General features: G+C 71.6%; 19 protein-coding genes and 2 pseudogenes. 10 read left to right on the top strand and 11 right to left on the bottom strand.

Translation table 11 applies throughout. From position 1 onward, the window contains the following. Positions 1-118 precede the first annotated feature (118 nt). Positions 119-1360, bottom strand: a complete 1242-nt coding sequence (locus ACGFYU_RS01155; protein ID WP_393825135.1) for a TerD family protein — start codon at positions 1358-1360, stop codon at positions 119-121. A gap of 311 nt (positions 1361-1671) precedes the next feature. On the opposite strand from ACGFYU_RS01155, the gene ACGFYU_RS01150 reads away from it, so the two are divergent. After that, a complete protein-coding gene (locus tag ACGFYU_RS01150) occupies positions 1672-2523 on the top strand; it encodes a GNAT family N-acetyltransferase (protein ID WP_393825134.1) in 852 nt (283 codons plus the stop codon). Positions 2524-2541: 18 nt separating this feature from the next. Here the strand turns inward: ACGFYU_RS01150 and ACGFYU_RS01145 are convergent, their stop codons facing one another. The 4 genes from ACGFYU_RS01145 to ACGFYU_RS01130 all read right to left on the bottom strand — a co-directional run bounded on the left by ACGFYU_RS01145 (position 2542) and on the right by ACGFYU_RS01130 (position 4536). Then, positions 2542-2664 carry a hypothetical protein gene (locus ACGFYU_RS01145; RefSeq protein ID WP_393825133.1) on the bottom strand — a complete coding sequence of 41 codons (123 nt, stop codon included), beginning with the start codon at positions 2662-2664 and terminating at the stop codon, positions 2542-2544. 90 nt (positions 2665-2754) lie between these two features. Next, positions 2755-2970, bottom strand: a complete 216-nt coding sequence (locus ACGFYU_RS01140; protein WP_393825132.1) for a heavy-metal-associated domain-containing protein — start codon at positions 2968-2970, stop codon at positions 2755-2757. After that, positions 2967-4019 (bottom strand): sulfite exporter TauE/SafE family protein, encoded by a 1053-nt coding sequence (locus ACGFYU_RS01135; RefSeq protein ID WP_393825131.1) that lies wholly within the window; start codon positions 4017-4019, stop codon positions 2967-2969. Before ACGFYU_RS01135 ends, ACGFYU_RS01140 begins: the two co-directional genes overlap by 4 nt. A 94-nt stretch (positions 4020-4113) precedes the next feature. Further along, on the bottom strand, positions 4114-4536 hold the full coding sequence (locus tag ACGFYU_RS01130) for a hypothetical protein (RefSeq protein WP_393825130.1): 423 nt from the start codon (positions 4534-4536) through the stop codon (positions 4114-4116). 157 nt (positions 4537-4693) lie between these two features. Here ACGFYU_RS01130 and ACGFYU_RS01125 point away from each other — a divergent pair, with 157 nt between their 5' ends. Both ACGFYU_RS01125 and ACGFYU_RS01120 read left to right on the top strand, forming a co-directional pair. Then, positions 4694-4933, top strand: a complete 240-nt coding sequence (locus tag ACGFYU_RS01125) for an ABC transporter permease (RefSeq protein ID WP_393825129.1) — start codon at positions 4694-4696, stop codon at positions 4931-4933. Positions 4934-4976: 43 nt separating this feature from the next. Next, positions 4977-6233 carry an MFS transporter gene (locus ACGFYU_RS01120; RefSeq protein WP_393825128.1) on the top strand — a complete coding sequence of 419 codons (1257 nt, stop codon included), beginning with the start codon at positions 4977-4979 and terminating at the stop codon, positions 6231-6233. Positions 6234-6250: 17 nt separating this feature from the next. Here ACGFYU_RS01120 and ACGFYU_RS01115 read toward each other — a convergent pair whose 3' ends face one another. Beyond that, entirely contained in the window at positions 6251-6640 is a 390-nt protein-coding gene (locus tag ACGFYU_RS01115) for a hypothetical protein (protein WP_393825127.1), read from the bottom strand. A 157-nt stretch (positions 6641-6797) separates the two neighbouring features. On the opposite strand from ACGFYU_RS01115, the gene sigJ reads away from it, so the two are divergent. Next, positions 6798-7721, top strand: a complete 924-nt coding sequence (sigJ, locus tag ACGFYU_RS01110; RefSeq protein WP_393825126.1) for an RNA polymerase sigma factor SigJ — start codon at positions 6798-6800, stop codon at positions 7719-7721. Between the two features lie 62 nt (positions 7722-7783). Here sigJ and ACGFYU_RS01105 read toward each other — a convergent pair whose 3' ends face one another. From ACGFYU_RS01105 to ACGFYU_RS01090, 4 genes and pseudogenes are all read right to left on the bottom strand, one after another. After that, on the bottom strand, positions 7784-9112 hold the full coding sequence (locus ACGFYU_RS01105; protein ID WP_393825125.1) for a ricin-type beta-trefoil lectin domain protein: 1329 nt from the start codon (positions 9110-9112) through the stop codon (positions 7784-7786). A 74-nt stretch (positions 9113-9186) separates the two neighbouring features. Further along, complete coding sequence (locus tag ACGFYU_RS01100; RefSeq protein WP_393825124.1) at positions 9187-9987, bottom strand: crotonase/enoyl-CoA hydratase family protein; 801 nt, start codon at positions 9985-9987, stop codon at positions 9187-9189. Between the two features lie 115 nt (positions 9988-10102). Then, positions 10103-10605 (bottom strand): annotated as a pseudogene (locus tag ACGFYU_RS01095) (NADPH-dependent F420 reductase). Positions 10606-10649: 44 nt separating this feature from the next. After that, positions 10650-11129, bottom strand: coding sequence for a DUF3887 domain-containing protein (locus ACGFYU_RS01090; RefSeq protein WP_393825123.1), 480 nt, complete (start codon positions 11127-11129; stop codon positions 10650-10652). A 115-nt stretch (positions 11130-11244) separates the two neighbouring features. Here ACGFYU_RS01090 and ACGFYU_RS01085 point away from each other — a divergent pair, with 115 nt between their 5' ends. The 5 genes and pseudogenes from ACGFYU_RS01085 to ACGFYU_RS01065 all read left to right on the top strand — a co-directional run bounded on the left by ACGFYU_RS01085 (position 11245) and on the right by ACGFYU_RS01065 (position 14763). After that, positions 11245-11949 carry an intradiol ring-cleavage dioxygenase gene (locus ACGFYU_RS01085; protein ID WP_393825122.1) on the top strand — a complete coding sequence of 235 codons (705 nt, stop codon included), beginning with the start codon at positions 11245-11247 and terminating at the stop codon, positions 11947-11949. A 27-nt stretch (positions 11950-11976) separates the two neighbouring features. Beyond that, positions 11977-12253: pseudogene (locus ACGFYU_RS01080) on the top strand (WhiB family transcriptional regulator). Positions 12254-12401: 148 nt separating this feature from the next. Next, positions 12402-13772 (top strand): (2,3-dihydroxybenzoyl)adenylate synthase, encoded by a 1371-nt coding sequence (locus tag ACGFYU_RS01075; RefSeq protein ID WP_393825121.1) that lies wholly within the window; start codon positions 12402-12404, stop codon positions 13770-13772. Positions 13773-13802: 30 nt separating this feature from the next. Further along, on the top strand, positions 13803-14315 hold the full coding sequence (locus tag ACGFYU_RS01070) for a hypothetical protein (RefSeq protein ID WP_393825120.1): 513 nt from the start codon (positions 13803-13805) through the stop codon (positions 14313-14315). Between the two features lie 52 nt (positions 14316-14367). Next, positions 14368-14763: a VOC family protein gene (locus tag ACGFYU_RS01065; protein ID WP_393825119.1), complete on the top strand. Its 396-nt coding sequence runs from the start codon at positions 14368-14370 to the stop codon at positions 14761-14763. Here the strand turns inward: ACGFYU_RS01065 and ACGFYU_RS01060 are convergent. After that, on the bottom strand, positions 14750-15958 hold the full coding sequence (locus tag ACGFYU_RS01060) for a serine hydrolase domain-containing protein (protein ID WP_393825118.1): 1209 nt from the start codon (positions 15956-15958) through the stop codon (positions 14750-14752). The two genes, ACGFYU_RS01065 and ACGFYU_RS01060, sit on opposite strands and share 14 nt — an antisense overlap. Positions 15959-16156: 198 nt before the next feature. On the opposite strand from ACGFYU_RS01060, the gene ACGFYU_RS01055 reads away from it, so the two are divergent. After that, positions 16157-17449 carry an MFS transporter gene (locus tag ACGFYU_RS01055; protein ID WP_393825117.1) on the top strand — a complete coding sequence of 431 codons (1293 nt, stop codon included), beginning with the start codon at positions 16157-16159 and terminating at the stop codon, positions 17447-17449. The last annotated feature ends 8 nt before the right edge of the window (positions 17450-17457 follow it).

Here is a 17457-nt window from a genome sequence, read left to right as displayed (position 1 = left end):
ACGGGGCCCCTCGCGTACGCCGGAGGGCCGGACCACCCGTCGGGCGGTCCGGAGCCGGCCTCAAGGCGGCGCAGCAGGCTGGCTCTGAGCGGATGCCGACGCCGGCCCGCGCGGTCGGTCAGTCCTTGCTGGCCACGTGCCAGGTCATTCCCCAGCCGTACTCGAGGTCCACGGCCTGCTGCTTGAGGATGCCGGGCGGCAGCACGATGTACTTCGCCTCTCGCCGGACGATCAGTTCCCCGCCCACGTTCTCGATCATGGCGATCGCGGCGACCGGCGACGGCACGGTGCACTCGTCCAGGCGCATCTCGATCGGGGGTCCGACGGGCGGGTACAGCGTGGCGACCCCGTGCAGGCCGGCGAAGCTGGACGCCCCGGAGTAGATGGCCACGAACACCAGGATGCGCTTGATCTCGGCCGCGTGATCAAGATTGATCAGGAGGTTCTCGCCGTCCTCGCTCCCGCCGGTCCGGTCGTCCTGGTCCAGCCGGATGTACGGCGGCTGGTCGAACGAGCCGAACTGGTTGTTGATGGGGTGGACGATCCCCATCGCGCCGTTCTGCAGCTCCCACAGACAGGACAGGTCCAGGTCGACGTCCTCCAGCCGGACGGCGTCCTTCCCCTTCTTCATCCAGCCACGCGGAGGCTTCGGGGCGCTCCAGGAGAGGTTGACCCGCATGCCTCCCGAGGTGGCCCCCTGCTTGGTCAGCGAGACCGCGGGCGCCGCCTTCGTCAACGTGATCTTCGACAGTCGGACCGGCTGGACAGGCGCAGGCGGCACGGGGGCGGGTGCGGGGACGACGGGCGCCGGCGCCTGCACCGACGAAGGCGAAGCGGGCTCGTCGACGGTGATACCGAAATCGGTGGCGAGCCCCGCCAGGCCGGAGGCGTATCCCTGGCCCACCGCCCGGAACTTCCATGCGCCGTTGCGCCGATACAGCTCCCCGAGCAGGTACGCCGTCTCCGAGGTGGCATCCGTGGCGTCGAACCGCGCCACCTCGGCGCCGCTCTGCGCGTCCAGCACACGCACGAACAGACCGGCCACCTGACCGAAGGTACCGTCGGTGGACGCCACGACCACCACGGTCCCGATCTCCTGCTCCAGCGCGGACAGCGCCACCCCGATCGTCTCGAGCGCGCCCGTGCCCTCCTGGCGCCTGCCCTCGTGACGCACCGCACCGCTGCTGTGCACGGGCTGGTTGTAGAACACGAAGTCGTCGTCCGACCGCACCTTGCCGGCCGCCGTCAGCAAGAGCGCCGACACGTCCACATCAGGGGCTCCCGGGCCCCCCTGCCAACCCAGCTCCACCCGGACGCTGGTACTCGCCACCGGTACGTTGGCACCCTTTTTCAAGGACATGTGGATCCCCCTCCCGCGGCCTTTGCCACTCCCGCAGCCTACGAGGTTTTGGCATGCTCCCCTCCCCGAAGCGACGGATTGGCCCTTCCCGGGGGGAAGTCGTGCGCGACGCCATCCGCAGTCGCCGCGTGCCGCGGCAGAGGCCCAGCGGTGGGGACCGTCGGCTGCCGGGTCGCTCAAGTCGAGGGACCGGCGAAGACTCTCCAGTGCTGTTTCGGCGGCTGAGCGAGTGCCGCCCGCGCCTTGCCGTACATGAGATCCGACAGCGAGCGTGGACTCGCTCTGTCGGTGCCCCTGGCTAGGGTTGTCCGATGAGCGGAATAGAGATCGTCGCCGACCACGGCGAGTGGCGGGGTGGGTTCGAGGAGCGGGTTCTGACCGGGTATCGGGCCGCGGGGTGTTCGGAGCCGTTGGCGCGGGCTCTGCTGGAGCGGGCCGTGCAGGGGGTCGACGGGTGGACGGTGGCCACGGACGGCGTCGGGTGGATCGCCGTCGGGGTGACGGAGGACAACGGGGCGACCGTGGGCAGGATCCACGAACTCACGGTGCCGCAGGGGCGCGAGTGGGCCGAACGGTGGTGCGCCGAGCACGGGGCGCGGCGGGTGGAGGTCCGCCTCACGGGTGGGGCGGGAGCCTTCGCCGACTACCCCGTGCGGGGGCAGAACCGGATGCGCGCCGTGACCGAGCAGCCCGAGCTGCCACCGGGTCTGACGGTCCGCCGGCTCACGGAGGAGGAGTACCCGGCCTGGTACGCCGGTGAGGAGGCCGCGTACATCGCGGACATCGTCCGGGCCGGCGCGCTGACTCCGGAGCAGGCCAAGGCGAAGTCCGACCAGGACTTCGCCCGTCACCTCCCGCAGGGTTACCTGACGCCGGGCCACGCCTTCTACGCCATGGAGGCCAACGGCCAGGTCGTCGGCACCGGCTGGGTGAACCACGGCTTCCTGCCGGGCGTGACCTTCGGCTTCTCGCTGGAGGTGTACGAGGAGCACCGCGGCAAGGGCTACGGCCGGGCGGCGATGGCCGTGGGCGAGTGGGCCACCCGGCAGGGCGGCGACGAGGCGATGATGTTCAACGTCTTCGGCGGCAACGAGGTCGCGATGCGCCTGTACGACAGCACGGGCTTCGCCGTGCTGGACGAGTTCCGCTCGATCGACCTCTAGTGCTCTGACCGGGAACGTTTACCGGGTGGTCGGTGCGGTACTCCGGACCGGGAACGGGTGGTTGAACACGTCGAAGCGGCCGACCGCCGGTCCGTCGTCGGCCACCGGGCATTCGAGGTCGAACAGCATCGCGGCGCGCACGACCGGAAATCGCGTTCGGCAGCGGGCCCGTGCGCAGGGTGTCGGCCGGTGTTGCGGGCGGCCCCGGGGTCGGGGGCCGCCCGGGTCGGGTCAGTCGGTCAGGGTGGCGGTGTAGCCGGCCGTGGCGATGGCTTCGATGATCTGCTCGGCCGGGACGGGACGGGCGAGTTCGACGACGGTGCGTTCGGTGCGCAGGTCGGTGGTGCTGGCGGTGACGCCCGCGAGTTCTTCGATCTCGTCGTCGATGAGGAGGCCGCAGCTGTTGCAGTGCATGCCGGTGACGGCGAATTGGAGGCGGAGGGTCATCGGGTGGTCTCCTGGAGTGCGGGCGCGGCGGGCTGCTGGAAGCGGATCTCTCCCCCGTACATGCCCATGCCGCAGGTGAAGGCGAGGACTCCGGCCTTGGGGGTGCCGAGGTCGATGACGGTGTCGCCGGTGACGGGCAGGACTTCCTGCACGCCGCGGTCCGGGACGACGAAGGAGCGCACGCAGCCGTTGGTGCCGCGGGTGGCGACGACCAGCCTGGTGGGGACGCCGGCGGCCGCGGTGATGCTGGCGGGCGCGTAGGAGTTGGTACGGGCCTGGACGGTGATGGTCTGGGTGCCGTTCGCGGTGGTCACCGTCTGCGCCCTCTCCCCCGGCGCCGACGCGGCCGCCGGCGGGGCGGGTGAGGGCCACCAGCCGCCCAGTCGCAGCCCGGAGGTGAGCGTCCAGACGGCCACGCCCAACACGATCACGGCGGTCACGGCGGTGAGCCGGCCCTGCCAGAGCTTCGCGGCGGAGCGCAGGAAGAAGCCGAGGAGCGCGAAGAGCGGTCCGGTGCCCAGGACGAAGCCGGCCATGACCGCCGCCCCGGCCAGTGGTGAGCCGGTGGTGACGGCGATCAGCTCGACGCTCAGGGTGACGCCGCAGGGGATGAGGACGGTGAGGAAGCCGAGCACGGCGGGTGTGGTGACGGCCGTCGATTTCGCCGAACGGCGCACCCGCTGGCCCCACGAGGCGGGCGGGTGGGGCACGAAGCGGCGTACGGCGCGGACGCCGAGCATGTCGAGGGCGAACAGCACCATCAGCAGCGCGCTCGCCACCAGGAGGACGGCGCGGGTGCGCGGGCCGGGCTGGACGGCGGCCCCGGCCAGGCCGAGGGCGGCGCCGAGCAGGGTGTGGGAGGCCAGCTTGGCGCCGAGGAACGCGGCCACGGGGGTGAAAAGGCCGCTGCGTTCCCAAGCTTCGGGCGTCCAGGCGGTGGCACGGCGGCCGACCGCGCCGGCGAGCAGGCCGCCCTGGACGGCAGCGCAGGATGCGCCGCCCGCGAACAGGCCGGTGGTCAGACCGGTGACGAACAACGTGGTGGACATGACGGAGGAACTCTCCCGAGAGGCAGGTACCGGATCAGGACACGACGGAGCACCCGCCCGCCGGGCACGTGGCCGACGGGGGTGCGGGGTGGTGTCAGGTCCGGCTGACGCAGAGGAGAGCGACGGGGTCAGGTGCCCGCGGCCAGGCGCACCCGTCCTCGGCGGTCGACGCCGACGCGTGGGACGCCACCGGCGGCCGCAGGGGTGTCGAAGGGCCCGGCGCGGCGAGCGCGACGGGAAGGGGCGGGTGCGCGGTCGCGAGCGGGCAGTCCGTGCTCATCACCGGACAGCCTGCGTGGCCCGTACCGGAAACGGCCTGGCGCGGTCCGGAATCCGCCGCCCCTTCGGCGGCCGTCGTGGCCGTCCCTGCCATGGCCGCCATTCCCGGCATGGGACCGGGCATCGCCATCGCGCCGCTGTGCCCGGGGCCCCACATCAGATGGGCGCAGGCCAGCAGCACACCGACCAGGAAGGCGGCGACGGGCGGCCAACGGCGCCGGGCAGTGCGGGCGAGCATGACCGCGACTCTACCCAGCCGCCCCGACGCCCCGCCCACCGCCCTCACCCGGCCGTTCAAATGTTGAACCGTGGACAGGCGGGGCACCCGACCGGTACCTATCGTGAACAACACGGACGGTTCTTCGAAGGGCGCCGCCCCGTGGAAGGTGCCGGTCATGAAGAACGTAAGACTTCGCGGATGGATCGAGGCGTTCCTGGCAGCCGTGAGCGGGATCCTCTTCGTCCTCACCCTCGCGTGGCCCGACTGGATCGAAGGCATCTTCGAGGTGGACCCGGACCAGCACAGCGGCGCGCTGGAGTGGGTGATCGTCGGGCTGCTGCTGTGTGCCACCGCGGTGTTCTCCCTGCTGGCCCGCTCCGAGTGGCGCAGGGCCGCCACGGCACGGGCCGAGTGACCCGTACTGTACGGGGGAGGGATCGGGGGACGCACTGAACAGGGTGAGCGGGAGGTCGCTGGGCCGGCGGTTCGGGTGGCTGTGGGCGGCGTACGCGGTCAGCACCTTCGGCACGTGGCTCGCCTTCGACGCCTTCGCCCTGATCGCGATCCTCGTGCTGCACGCCGGGCCGACCCAGGTGTCGTTGCTGGCCGCGACGGGGCTGGCGGTGGGGGCCGTGGTCGCGGTGCCGCTCGGCCCGTGGGTGGAGTTCCGCCGCAAGCGGCCGGTGATGGTCGCGATGGACCTGACCCGGTTCGTCGCCCTGCTGAGCGTCCCCGCCGCGTACGCACTCGGCCTGCTCGGCTTCGTCCAGCTCCTGGTCGTGTCCGTCGTCGTCGGTGCGGCCGGCATCGCGTTCACCGCGGCCAGCGGCGCGTATCTGAAGGCGCTCGTGCCGCCGGAGGACCTGCTCGTCGCGAACGGCCGGTTCGAGTCCACGACCTGGACCGCCACCGTGCTCGGACCGCCGGTCGGCACCGCCGCGATCGGGCTGTTCGGCCCGGTGATGACGGTGGTCGCCGACGCGGTCAGCCACCTGCTCTCCGCCGCGGGGATCCGTGCGATCGGCGGCAGCGAGCCGCGCCCCGTGCGCACAGGTGCCCAGGGGGCGCGGCTGCGGCCCGGCGACCTGCTGGAAGGATGGCGGTACATCCTGACCCACCCGACCCTGCGCCCCCTGTTCTTCAACACGGTCCTGGTCAACGGTCTGATCCTGGCCACCTCGCCGCTGCTCGCCGTCCTCATGCTCGGCGAGCTCGGTTTCGCCCCGTGGCAGTACGGCCTCGCCTTCGGCCTGCCCTGCGTCGGCGGCATCGTCGGCGCACGGCTGGCCCGCCCGCTCGTCGCACGCTTCGGACGGCACAGGGTCATGCTCACCGCCGGGGCGCTGCGCGCGTGCTGGTCGCTCGGGCCGGCCTTCATCCGGCCCGGACTGGCCGGGCTCGTACTCGTCATCGCGGTCGAGTTCGGGCTGATCGCCTGTATGGGCGTGTTCAACCCGGTGTTCGCCACCTACCGGCTCGACCGGACGGCGACGGACCGGATCGCCCGCACCCTGTCGGCGTGGTCGGTCACCAGCAAGGCCACGGTCGCCGCCCTGACCGGGCTGTGGGGCGTACTGGCCGGCATCACCGGCCCCCGCACCGCGATCGCCGTCGCCGGTCTCCTCATCCTGCTCACCCCTGTCCTGCTGCCCCGGCGGGACCACGCTCCGCACCGGGAGCCGGACCCGGTCCGGAGCGGATCCGACACCCCGTAGGGCCGAAGGGGCGGTGCTCAGCGGGCGGTGGACAGCGCCTGGCCCAGGGCCAGGACGCTCAGGCCGAACATCAGGATGCCCAGGGGGACATGGAGGGACGGCATGTGCGCGATGCCCAGGACCACCTGCACCGACGCGAGTGCCAGGAAGCCGGAGGCGTACAGGATGGGGCGCGGTGAGCCGCCGCCCGGCCGCCAGGCCAGGATCGCGGCGAGCACGTACACCATCGAGGCGCCGTACATCACGCGTGCTCCGACGCCGTGGAGTGTCTCCCCGTACGAAGTGGACAGCAGCAGTCCGGCGGTGACCGCCTGGAAGAAGATCGCCGTGCTCTGCAGGGCGATCGAGACCCGCAGAAACGTGTAACTGCCGTTGCCCTGTGCTGCCGTCGTCCGTGTGGTGGCCATGACACGGTCCCCTCTTCGAATCGGTACTGTCTCGACGGTCCGACGACGTGGGCCCCCGAAGTGTGAGGCGAGGGGCCGGACCTCACCATCCGGTGCCGTATTTCGTCGAATTGCCGAGAGCGGAACAGACGATAAGAACCAGGGAGCGGCCGCAGCCATGAGAACCCCATCCGAGCCGGACCTCGGCGCGGTCGTCGGCGAACGGCGCCAGTTGATCAACCTCGCCTACCGGCTGCTCGGTTCACTGGCCGAGGCCGAGGACGCCGTGCAGGAGACCTACGCCCGCTGGTACGCGATGTCCCGGCCGCGGCAGGAGGCCGTCGAGTCGCCCGGCGCCTGGCTGACGACGGTGGCCGGCCGCATCTGCCTGGACATGCTGGGCTCGGCCCGGGCCCGGCGCGAGCGCTACGTCGGCCAGTGGATACCCGAGCCGCTGCCCGAACGCACGGAGTGGTTCGGCGGGCGGGTCGGGGACGGCGGGGCCGACCCCGCCGATCGGGTCACCCTGGACGAGTCGGTGAGCATGGCCTTCCTCGTCGTCCTGGAGTCGATGACCCCGGCCGAGCGCGTGGCGTTCGTCCTCCACGACGTCTTCCGGTACCCGTTCCCCGAGATCGCCGGGATCGTCGGCCGGACCCCCGCGGCCTGCCGGCAGCTGGCGACCTCGGCCCGTCGGCGTATCCGCGCCGCGCAGGCCCCGGAGGTTCCGACGGCCGGACAGGCCGGGCTGGTGCGGCATTTCAAAGAGGCGTGGGAGGCCAAGGACATCGAGGCCCTGGTCGACCTCCTCGACCCCGACGCCGTGATGATCGCCGACGGCGGCGGCCTGGTCGGCGCCGTCCTCCGCCCGGTCGAGGGCAGCAGGCGCATCGCCGAGTACCTGATCTTCATCGCCGGCAAGGCCCCGGGACTGACGCTCCTGGAACGGACGGTCAACGGACGGCCCGGCCTGGTCGCCCAACACTCCGGCACCACCGTGACCGTGGCCGCCTTCGGCCTCACCGACAGCCGCATCACTCGCATCTGGGCGGTCCGCAACCCGGAGAAGCTCCGTCTGTGGACCGAGAACGGACAGAGCTGACCCCGCACGTCAGCGTGCGCCGTACCCCGTGGGCGGGTACGGCGCACGCGGGTGGCCGGGGGCTACTTCGGCATGACCCAGACCTGGCGCTTGTTCGTGTTCGCGGTGTAGAGCTGGACCACGGTGCCGTTGGCGGTCGCGCCGCCGGTCACGTCGAGGACCTTGCCCGACGCCACGTGGACGATCTGGCCCTTGGCGTTGACGGACCAGCGCTGCGCCGCCGAGCCGTTGCACTCGTAGAGGCTGATCTTGTTGCCGTTGGTGCTCGCGTTGCGCGCGTTGTCCAGGCACTTGCCGAGCGCGCGGAAAGTACCGTCCTTGCCCAGGATCCACGACTGTGCGACGGATCCGTTGCAGGTGTAGAGCTGGATCTGCGTGACGTTGGCCGCCTTTCCGCCCTTGACGTCCAGGCACTTGGCACCGAGTCCGCTGACCTTGCCCTGCGGGGACAGCGCCGCGCCGGCGCCGGCCGCGAGGAGGCGCAGGCCCTGTACGTCGAACTGCTGGACGTACGTGCCCGCGCGCTTGTCCTGGTAGGCGTACGTGGGCGTGCACATGACGGGGAACTGGCCGGAGTCGGTCCCCTTGACGCAGTCGCTCTTGTTCATGCTGCGGTTGGCGTGCGCCAGGCCGAGCGTGTGTCCGAGCTCGTGGCTGATGTGGTTGCGCATGTACGTCTCGCCCATGGCGGCCGTCGGCTTGCCGGCCGCGGTGAAGAACTCGTCGTCGATGTAGGCGTGTCCGCTGGTCACGGTTTCCGCGATCGAGGAGTTGGTGAAGCCGCAGCTGAGGTTCGCGCTGCCGGATCCGTCGCGGACCACCTTCCAGCCGGTGCTGCCCATGCTGCCTTCTCCGGCGGGCGGCAGGCAGGGGCGGTGCAGGACCCCGATGATCACTTCGCCCTTGGGCCTCACGTAGTCCCAGCCGACCGGCTTGGTGTCGACGGTGACCGGGAGGTTCGTGATGCGCCGCAGGTCCGCGGCGGAGGCCTGCACGTAAGGGGCCAGCCAGTCCGCGGACTTCTGGTCGTAGAACTTGATCGTGTAGCCGGTCTGCAGCCACTTGGTCGCGCCGCTCAGCTTCCACCCTTCGCCCTGGGGCGGTGCGGGTGCGGCGGCCGCGGCCGACCTCGTCGTGGGCCGGGGCCCCTCCGCGCCGAGTGACATGACCCCGCCCTTGAAGGGCGTGCTGTCACTGCCGTACGTGGCGGAGTCCTCGGCGTGGGAGTCCGGTGCCTCCCCCGCCGGCGGTTCGGTCGGGGAACTCGTGGACTGCGCCGGGGTGTTCCCGGCGTCCTCGGTGCCGAACGCGGTGGAGGGGAGTTGCAGACTTCCCACGATGGCCGCCACGGCCGCGGCGGCGACGATGGATATCCGGTGCTTGCCTGTCAATCGCAAGTGCTCAATACCCTCTCATCATCAAGAATCGAACTGATGATAGGCGAGTGGGCCAAAGCTCCCCGCAATCAGCCGAGTTGACCGCCGTCGAGCCCGTGGCGTCCGGCACCGGAGGCGAACCGGGCGGCCCCGGTCACGGCTTCGGCGGCGAGGGAGACCGTGCCGTGCCCGAACTCGACGGCGAGGGCCGTGCGTTCGTCGAGGCCTTCCTGTTCGAGTACGGACATGCGGTCCTCGCGCATGCAGGTCTGTGGGAACCGCGCCAGCTGCGCCGCGAGTTCCTGGGCCTTCGCCAAGGCCTCGCCGACCGGGACCACCCGGTTGGCGAGGCCGATGTGGAGGGCCTCGGCGGCGTCCACGGCCCGGCCGGTGAGGATCATGTCCATCGCTCTGCTCGTGCCGATCAGGCGGGGCAGCCGTACCGTGCCGCCGTCGATCAGCGGTACGCCCCAGCGGCGACAGAACACGCCGAACACCGCGCTCTCGTCGGCCACGCGAAGGTCCGCCCAGAGCGCCAGCTCCAGTCCGCCGGCGACGGCGTGTCCGCTGATGGCGGCGATGACCGGCTTGGAGAGCCGCATCCGGGAGACGCCCATGGGGCCGTCGCCGTCCGCCGCGACCCGATTGCCCTTGCCCGCGCTGAGGGCCTTCAGGTCGGCCCCGGCGCAGAAGGTCCCTCCCTCACCGTGGAGAACGGCAACGGCCGCTCCGGGGTCGGCATCGAAGGCACGGAACGCGTCGGCCAACGCCGTGGCGGTGTCCCGGTCCACGGCGTTGCGGACGTGCGGCCGGTTCAGGCTGATGGTCGTCACCGCGCCCCGGCGGTGGACGCGTACCGGATCGGAGGTCGTGCCGTGCTCGGATGCCATGTGGTGAGTGCCTCCCTGACTCGAGTTCCTCCCGCGGACGCGCGGTGCGGAACCGGCGCCCGAACGGAGGGTACTCAAACGCCGCGCGCCGAGCGGACCGAACGGGCGCCCGGAGTCAACGGCTGATCACGTTGATGTTGAACGTGTGGGTTCCGAGGCCGACCGCGATGCCCATGAAGAGCAGGGCGAAGTGTTCCTGTCCGCGGGCGGTGGTGATGCCGCCGATGTCCAGTTGGGACGACGGGGGCCGGCCCAGGTCCGTGAGCAGCCGGGCCGTGGTGCGCTTGGCTTCCGGGTCGTCGCCCGAGAGGAAGACGGTGCTCGGCCCGTCGAGACCTGCCGGGTCGCGGAGAGGCCGACCCCGATGTCGATCAGCAGGGTGCCGGCCAGTGCCGGCGCGCCGATGGAGTGCAGGAGTTCCACGGAGGCGGCCCCCGGGGTGGCGTTGACCAGTACCTCCGCGTGGGCGGCCGTTTAGCTCAGGCCCGCCACCGGGAGACCGAGGCCCGTGCGGTCCCGCGGGCGGCGTGAGCCGAGGAGCACCTCGTGTCCTGCGGCGCTCCAGCCGTGGGCCAGTGCTCGGGCGACGTTGCCGGTTCCAAGCAATCCGATTCGCATACCGCGACGCCAGCCCCGGCCGGGACCAAAGGCGTAGGCCCGATCTATGAGATCGACACTCCCGGCTCGAGGAACCACAGGCCGGCGATGCTGCCGTCCTCGTGGAAGGTCACGCGGAACTCTCCGGGCCGGTGTTCCATGGTCAGCGGAATGTTGACCACGGTGAGCTCGCCGAATGCGGTGTCCTTGGGATCGCCGTGTGACTGATAGCGCCCGAGTTGGTCCTGGTAGGCCTGCCAGGACTTCGCGAGGACGTCCGGGGGCAGCAGCTTCCGCACGGTGGCGTCGAAGTGGGCCGTGGCCGCGGTGAAGTCGCCCTTCACGATGTCGTCGAGCGCCTGGGTGGCGATCCGGTCGTACCGGGTCTGGACCGGGGCCGCCGCCACCGTCGAGGCGGCGTCGGCCTGTGTCGCGGCCGACGCGGGACCGTTGACCGGCAACAGCGCACAGGCGGCCAGGGTGACCGCGGCCACCGCCCGGACCCGCCGCCGCTTGCCGCTGACCGCTGTGTCTTTGTCGGGCATCAGGACCACGACTTTCCCTGGCTCGGGGGGCCGGATACGTCCATCTTGCTCCACTCGCTCCGCCTTCGCATGTCAGTACCGGCCCGGAACTCCGCCTTCCGGCACAGTGGGACGCATGGCCGAGAACGACACCTTCCGGACCAGTCGTCGTGCGGTGCTCCTGGCCGCCGGATCGGCCGGGGCCGCCCTGCTGACCGCGGCCTGCGGCGGCCCTGGCGGGACCCCGGGCCCGGCGGGCCGGCCGTCGGCGGCAGCGCCCCGCCCGTCAGGCGGCAGCAGTACGCCGGCCTGTGTCCTCACCCCCGAGGCGGGCGCGGGCCCGTACTACCTCGACCTGGACCGGGTCCGTTCGGACATCACCGAGGGCAGGGGCGGGGTGCCGTTCCGGCTGGATCTGACGGTGGTCCGGGTGTCGGCGGGCTGCCGGCCCGTCGCGGCCGCCTCCGTCGACGTGTGGCATGCCGATGCCTCGGGCACGTACTCCACCGGCAAGGACACCTTCCTGCGGGGCACGCAGGTCACCGACGGAGCCGGCCGGTGCGTGTTCCGGACGATCGTGCCCGGCTGGTACGCGGGGCTGGCGCCGCACATCCACTTCAAGGTGCACCCCGACTCCCGTAGCGAGACGACCTCTCAGTTCTTCTTCCCCGAGGACCTCCTGCTCCAGGTGTACGCGCGCCAGCCCTACGCGCGCCGCACTGCACCCGAACACCCCAACCGCCGGGACAGCCGCTACCGGGCCGCCGGCGCCACCATGACGCTGGCCCCGTCGCGCGACGGCGACGGCTACCGGGCCGCGTACACCATCGGAATCGCCTGAGCCGAAGTCGAGCACCCACGCCTCCCCGTGGCCGGCCGAGCGGAACACGAATGGGAGTGGCAGGCGGGGGCCGCCTGCCGGGGGAAGGGGTCGGAGTGGTTCTTCCACCCCGAGGGAGAACGCGGCGAGGAGCGCACCACCCGCGATGAGGTGGCGAAACGCATCTGCGCCTGGTGCCCGGTGCCGCGACCAGTGCCTGCGGCACGCGTTGCGCGTGCGGGAGCCGTACGGGGTGTGGGGCGGGCTGACCGAGGAGGAGCGCCGCAGCGCCCTCGCCTCGACCCGTCTGCGCAACGGGACGTAAGACCGCACAGCCCCGCCATTCCTCCTGGTCAGCGACGCCCATTGGGCTTTCTGCTGAGGGAGTTCAGCGTCCATGGTCGGGAAAGCGCATTGCGTGGCGGGATGTCGCCGGTTTGGATTGCCAAGATCAAGACCGCGGAAGGAAGCGCATGACGTCCATGCTCGACGGTTGTACCCCCTGGCCCGAGGCGTTCGTGGACCGCTACTGGTCGGCCGGGCACTGGCGTGGATACACGCTGGACAACCTGCTGCGCGACTGGGCCCTGCAGTACGGACCGCGGACCGCGCTCGTGCACGACGACACCCGCATCACGTACGCGGCGCTGAACCGGCGCGTGGACCGCATGGCCGCCGGATTCCGGCAGCTGAACATGCGGCCCGGCCAACGGGTGATCGTGCAGCTGCCGAACGTCCCCGAGTTCGTCATCACCGTGTTCGCGCTGATGCGCGCCGGTGTGGTCCCCGTGTTGTGCCCGGTCACGAACCGCGCACCCGAGGTGTCCCACCTCGTACAGGTCACGCAGGCCGTCGGCTACGTCGGCCCCTCCACCTACGAGGGCTTCGACCACACGGCGATGGTCGCGGAGATCGCGGCCCAAGGCCCGTTCCTGCGGCGGGTGTTCACCCTGGAGGCGCCCGGCACCTCCTCCCCGTACGGCGGCTATACGACCGACCCGTCGGGCTGCCACTACTTCCCGCTGGGCTCCATCGACTCCCCGCCGGCGCCGGCGCTCGCGCAGAGCGCCGGCCAGGTGGCGTTCTTCCTGCTCTCCGGCGGTGCCGCCGGGGAACCCCGGCTCGTTCCGCGTACCCACAACGACTACGCCTACCAGGCGCGGGCCGCCGCCGAGCTGGTGTCGCTCACAGAGAACGACGTGTACCTCGCCGCGCTGCCCGCCGAGCTCAACCTGACCCTCGGCGGCCCCGGCATCATCGGCACCCTCTCCGTCGGCGGCACCGTCGTCCTGGTCGAGGACCCGGGGCCCGCCGCGTGCCTCCCGGTCATCGGACGGGAGCGGGTCACCATCACGTCGGTGCTCCCGGCCGTCGCCGAGCGCTGGCTCGACGCGCTTCCCACCGTCGAGGGCGACGTGAGCGGTCTGCGTCTCGTGCAGATCGGCGGCGCGCCCTTGGACCGGGCGACCGCCGAACGGATCGGCTCCGAATGGGGCTGCCGACCGCAGCAGGTCTTCGGTGTGGCCGAGGGGCTGATCACTCTCACCCGGCCCGCCGATCCGGACGAGACCCTGCTCTCCACGCAGGGCCGCCCGCTCTCGCCCGACGACGAGATCCGCATCGTCGACGCCGACGGCAAGGACGTGCCCGACGGGGAGCCCGGCGAACTCCTCGCCCGCGGCCCGTACACCGTGCGGGGCTACTACCGGGCGCCCGAACACAACGCACGCTCCTTCACCGCCAACGGCTACTTCCGTACGGGCGACCTCGCGCTACGCACCCCGGAAGGCAACGTGGTGGTGACCGGCCGCCTCGTGAACGTCGACGACGACCCCTCTGTCTGAGCCGGCCGACCTGGGCTCATACTGTGCCCCATGAGGGGGAGCGAGAAGCCGCAGCGTGCTCTGCGGCGCCAGTCCGCGGTGCCGCGCAGTCCGCTGGTTCCGGACTCCGTCGAGGCGGAGATCGCGCGGCACGACTGGGAGGCGATCGAGTGCGGATGCGGCCGCTCCGCAGGGCATCTTGAGGCCATGGTCCGGGATGCCGCCGAGGGGCATCCCGCCGCGTTCCGCGCGCTGGAGGGCCACGTCTTCTTCGTGGAGAACCTGAAGCCGCCCGCTCCGGCGGCGTGCGCCGTGCTGATGGCCGCGTGGTTCGCGCGGCCGCCCCGGCGGGCGACCCGCGAGGAGTTGCTGAGGACCCTGCTGGAACTGCTGTGCATGCGCGACGACGGCGGCACCCACGAGGCCGGGCTGTACGGACAGTGCGCCGCCTTCATCCGCACCGGCACCGACGGCTTCCGCCACGAACTGGCCACCGCCCCCGGCTCGGGGACCGCCGAGTACGCCAAGGCGATCCTGGAGATCCTCGGCCTGCCGGTCGTCTAGGGCGTGCAAAGCTCGGTGGCGTCCGGAGCGGAAGTCGGGAAGGCTGGGGCGCATGGTTTCGGTATTGCAGAATGTGGCGATTGACTGTGCGGACGCGTACGAGCTGGCTCGGTTCTGGAGCAGTGTGACGGGCCGTCCGATGCATCCGGATGTCAGACTGGGTGACCGGGAGACCGAGGTACTGCTGGCGGAGGGCCCGGTGCTCTACTTCAACCAGGTGCCCGAGGCCAAGACGGTCAAGAATCGGATCCATCTGTGTTTGCGCCCTGAGACCTCGCGCGATCAGGAGGTGGACCGGCTGCTGGGCCTCGGTGCCACGTTCGTCGCCGATCACCGGAATCCGGATGGTTCGGGCTGGGCAGTCCTCGCCGATCCCGAAGGCAACGAATTCTGCGTTCTGCGCAGTGAGTCCGACCGAGCCTCGGTCGTGGCCGTCATCTCATCTTGAGCGCCTGTCCCGGGGCGAGGGCGGCGGAGATGCGTTCGGCGATGGTCTGGGCCGAGTTGCCCTCGGGGCTCTTGGGGCCCTTCGTCACGGTGACCGAGATCGACAGCTTCCGTGCCGGCAGGTAGGCGGCCACGGCCGCGTAGCCCGAGAACGAAGGGTTCGTCAGGATCCAGCCGTTGACGACGAGGACACCGAGGCCGAAGTGCGCGGCCGCCGTATTGGTCAGGCAGACGGTGGCCGGGCAGGACGGCGTCGCGCGGCCCAGGCCGACGGTGCCCGGATCGATCTGGGTCCGGAAGGACTTCTCGGACAGCAGCTCCCCGGTTCCGGTGGCACGCGCAGACTGGTCCAGATCGCAGATGTTCTGTACGAGGACGGCTCCGGGAGTGGTGGTCCACGAGGGGTTCCAGAAGGTGGACTCCTCGTAGGTGCCGCGCTCTGAGGTGAAGGCGTGCAGGACGGGGTCCGGGATCTGCGGCGTGTACTGGTTGCTGGTCTGGCTCAGCCCGAGCGGGTCCATCACACGCTCCTTGAGCAGCCGGTCCAGCGGGAGGCCGCCGATCTTCTCCAGCGCGGCGCCGAGGAGCTCGAAGTTGGCGTGCGAGTAGCTCCAGTTGGTCCCCGGCTTGTACAGGAGCGGGTGGCCCGCGGCGATGCCGATGACCTCGGCCGATGTCCACTTGCGGAACGGTGCGGCCTTGAGTTCGGCGAGGAAGGCCGGGTCCGTGACGTAGTCGTGCAGGCCGGACGTGGAACTGCCGAGCATCCGCAGGGTGATCTCCGAGCCGTGCGGCACGTCCGGCAGCCAGCGGGACACCGGGTCGTCGAGGGAGGCCTTGCCCTCCTCGACGAGCTGGAGGAGGACGGTGCCCATGTAGACGATGGCCACGGAGCCCGTACGGAAGTGCATCGACGGCTCGGCCGGGACTCCCGTCATCGACTCCCCGAGAGCCGTGGTGAGCACCTCCCCCTTGTCGGAGGAGACCCGCAGGATCACCGAGTTCAGGCCGAACTCCCGTTGGGCCTGCCGGGCGATGGCCAGGACCCGGCCCGCGTCGCCCTGGGCGGGGCGGGGCGTGCCGACGCAGGCTTCCGGCGCCGTTGCGGCCGATGCCGGGACCGCGGTGGTCCCGGCCGGAAGGGCGGCGCCCAACAGGCCGGCGACGCAGAGCAAGACCGTACGCGTACGCCTCACCGTCCCAGTGTGGACGGGCACGGCGGGCAGCGCACATCGCGCGTCCGGCGCCAGATTATCTTGACGTCAAGATTTATCTGGGGCAGGCTGCCCGAGGTATCTCGACATCGAGATACCTTCCACGGGGGATCGCGGAGGCCCAGGATGCGGCGGCGGGGTACGGGGAGCGGGAAGGGCCGGCCGGCCGGATCCGGGCTGGTGGCGCAGTTGCGGCGGCCGCCGGGCGGCCGGGACGGGCGGATCATGCTGCTCGCCCAGCTGCTGGACCGGACCGGTACGGGGGTGTGGGCCGCCTCATCGGTCCTCTACTTCACCTTCGTGGTCGGACTCGACGCCCGGCAACTGGGCCTCCTGCTGGGCGCGGCCGCGGCGGCGGGCATCGCCGGCTCGCCGCTGGCGGGCCAGTTGGCGTGCCGTTTCGCCGTACGCTCGCTGCTGATCGGCTGTCACCTCCTGCGGCTCGCCGCCCTCTGCGTCCTGCTCGTGGCCACCGACTTCCGCGTCCTGCTGCCGGTGGTCGCGGTCACGTACCTGGGCGACCGGGCGGCCAAGACCCTGGAGATGCTCTTCGCCACCCGCGCGGCGGGCGATCGGCGCGCCACCTACCAGGCCCTGTCGCGCAGCACGGCGAACGCCGGTTACGCGCTCGGCGCCGGAATCGCGGCGGCCGGTCTCGCCCTGGACAGCCGCGGCGCCTATCACGCCCTGATCCTGGTCAACGCGGCCTCCTTCCTCGTCGCCGCGGCGCTGGTCCGGCGCACCCGGGAGCCGCGGGGGCACGGGCACGTGGCGGCGCGGGCCGGTGGCTCCGGGGCAGCAACTCCGCCTGCGGGCCGGGGGAACGCGCCGAGCCCGTGGCGGGATCGCGGGTACCTGCGGTTCGTCCTTCTGGACATCCCGATGAACCTGGACGACTCGATCCTCAATGTCGGCCTGCCGCTGTGGCTGGTGGAACACACCGAAGCGCCGCACGCGCTGGTACCGGCCGTCCTCGTGATCAACACCGTGCTCGTCGTCGTACTCCAGTTGCACGTGTCGGCGAGGGTGCGGGAGCCGCGCCAGGCCGCGACGGCGGTCCTCGCGTACGGGCTGACGATGCTCGTGTGCTGCGCCGTCCTGGCGGCTGGTACGGGCGCCGGGGCCCGGTCCGCGTCCCTCGCCCTGCTCGCGGCGGCGGCCCTGGTCACCGCGGCGGAGCTGATCCGCTCGGTGAGCTCCTGGGAACTGGCCGTCTCCCTCGCGCCCCAGGCGGCGAAGGCGTCGTACCTGGGCGTGGCGGGCATGTCCCAGTCCGCGCAGAAGGCCGCCGGACCGCTGCTGCTGACCGGCGCGGTGATGGCCGCCGGGCCCGCGGGCTGGCTCGTACTCGGGACGGCGGTCGCCGGACTGTCGCTCGCACAACGGCGGGCCGCCCTGGTCCGGTTGGACGCCCTGCGCGCACCGGCCGGCCCCGCCGCACCCGTGGCAGCCGACCCCGCGCGAACGCCGTGACGGCCGAA

It is taken from the genome of Streptomyces sp. NPDC048337, assembly GCF_043201175.1.
Lineage (GTDB): Bacteria > Actinomycetota > Actinomycetes > Streptomycetales > Streptomycetaceae > Streptomyces.
Note: the sequence above shows the minus strand (reverse complement) of the source record. Positions and strands in the feature narration are given on the sequence as shown.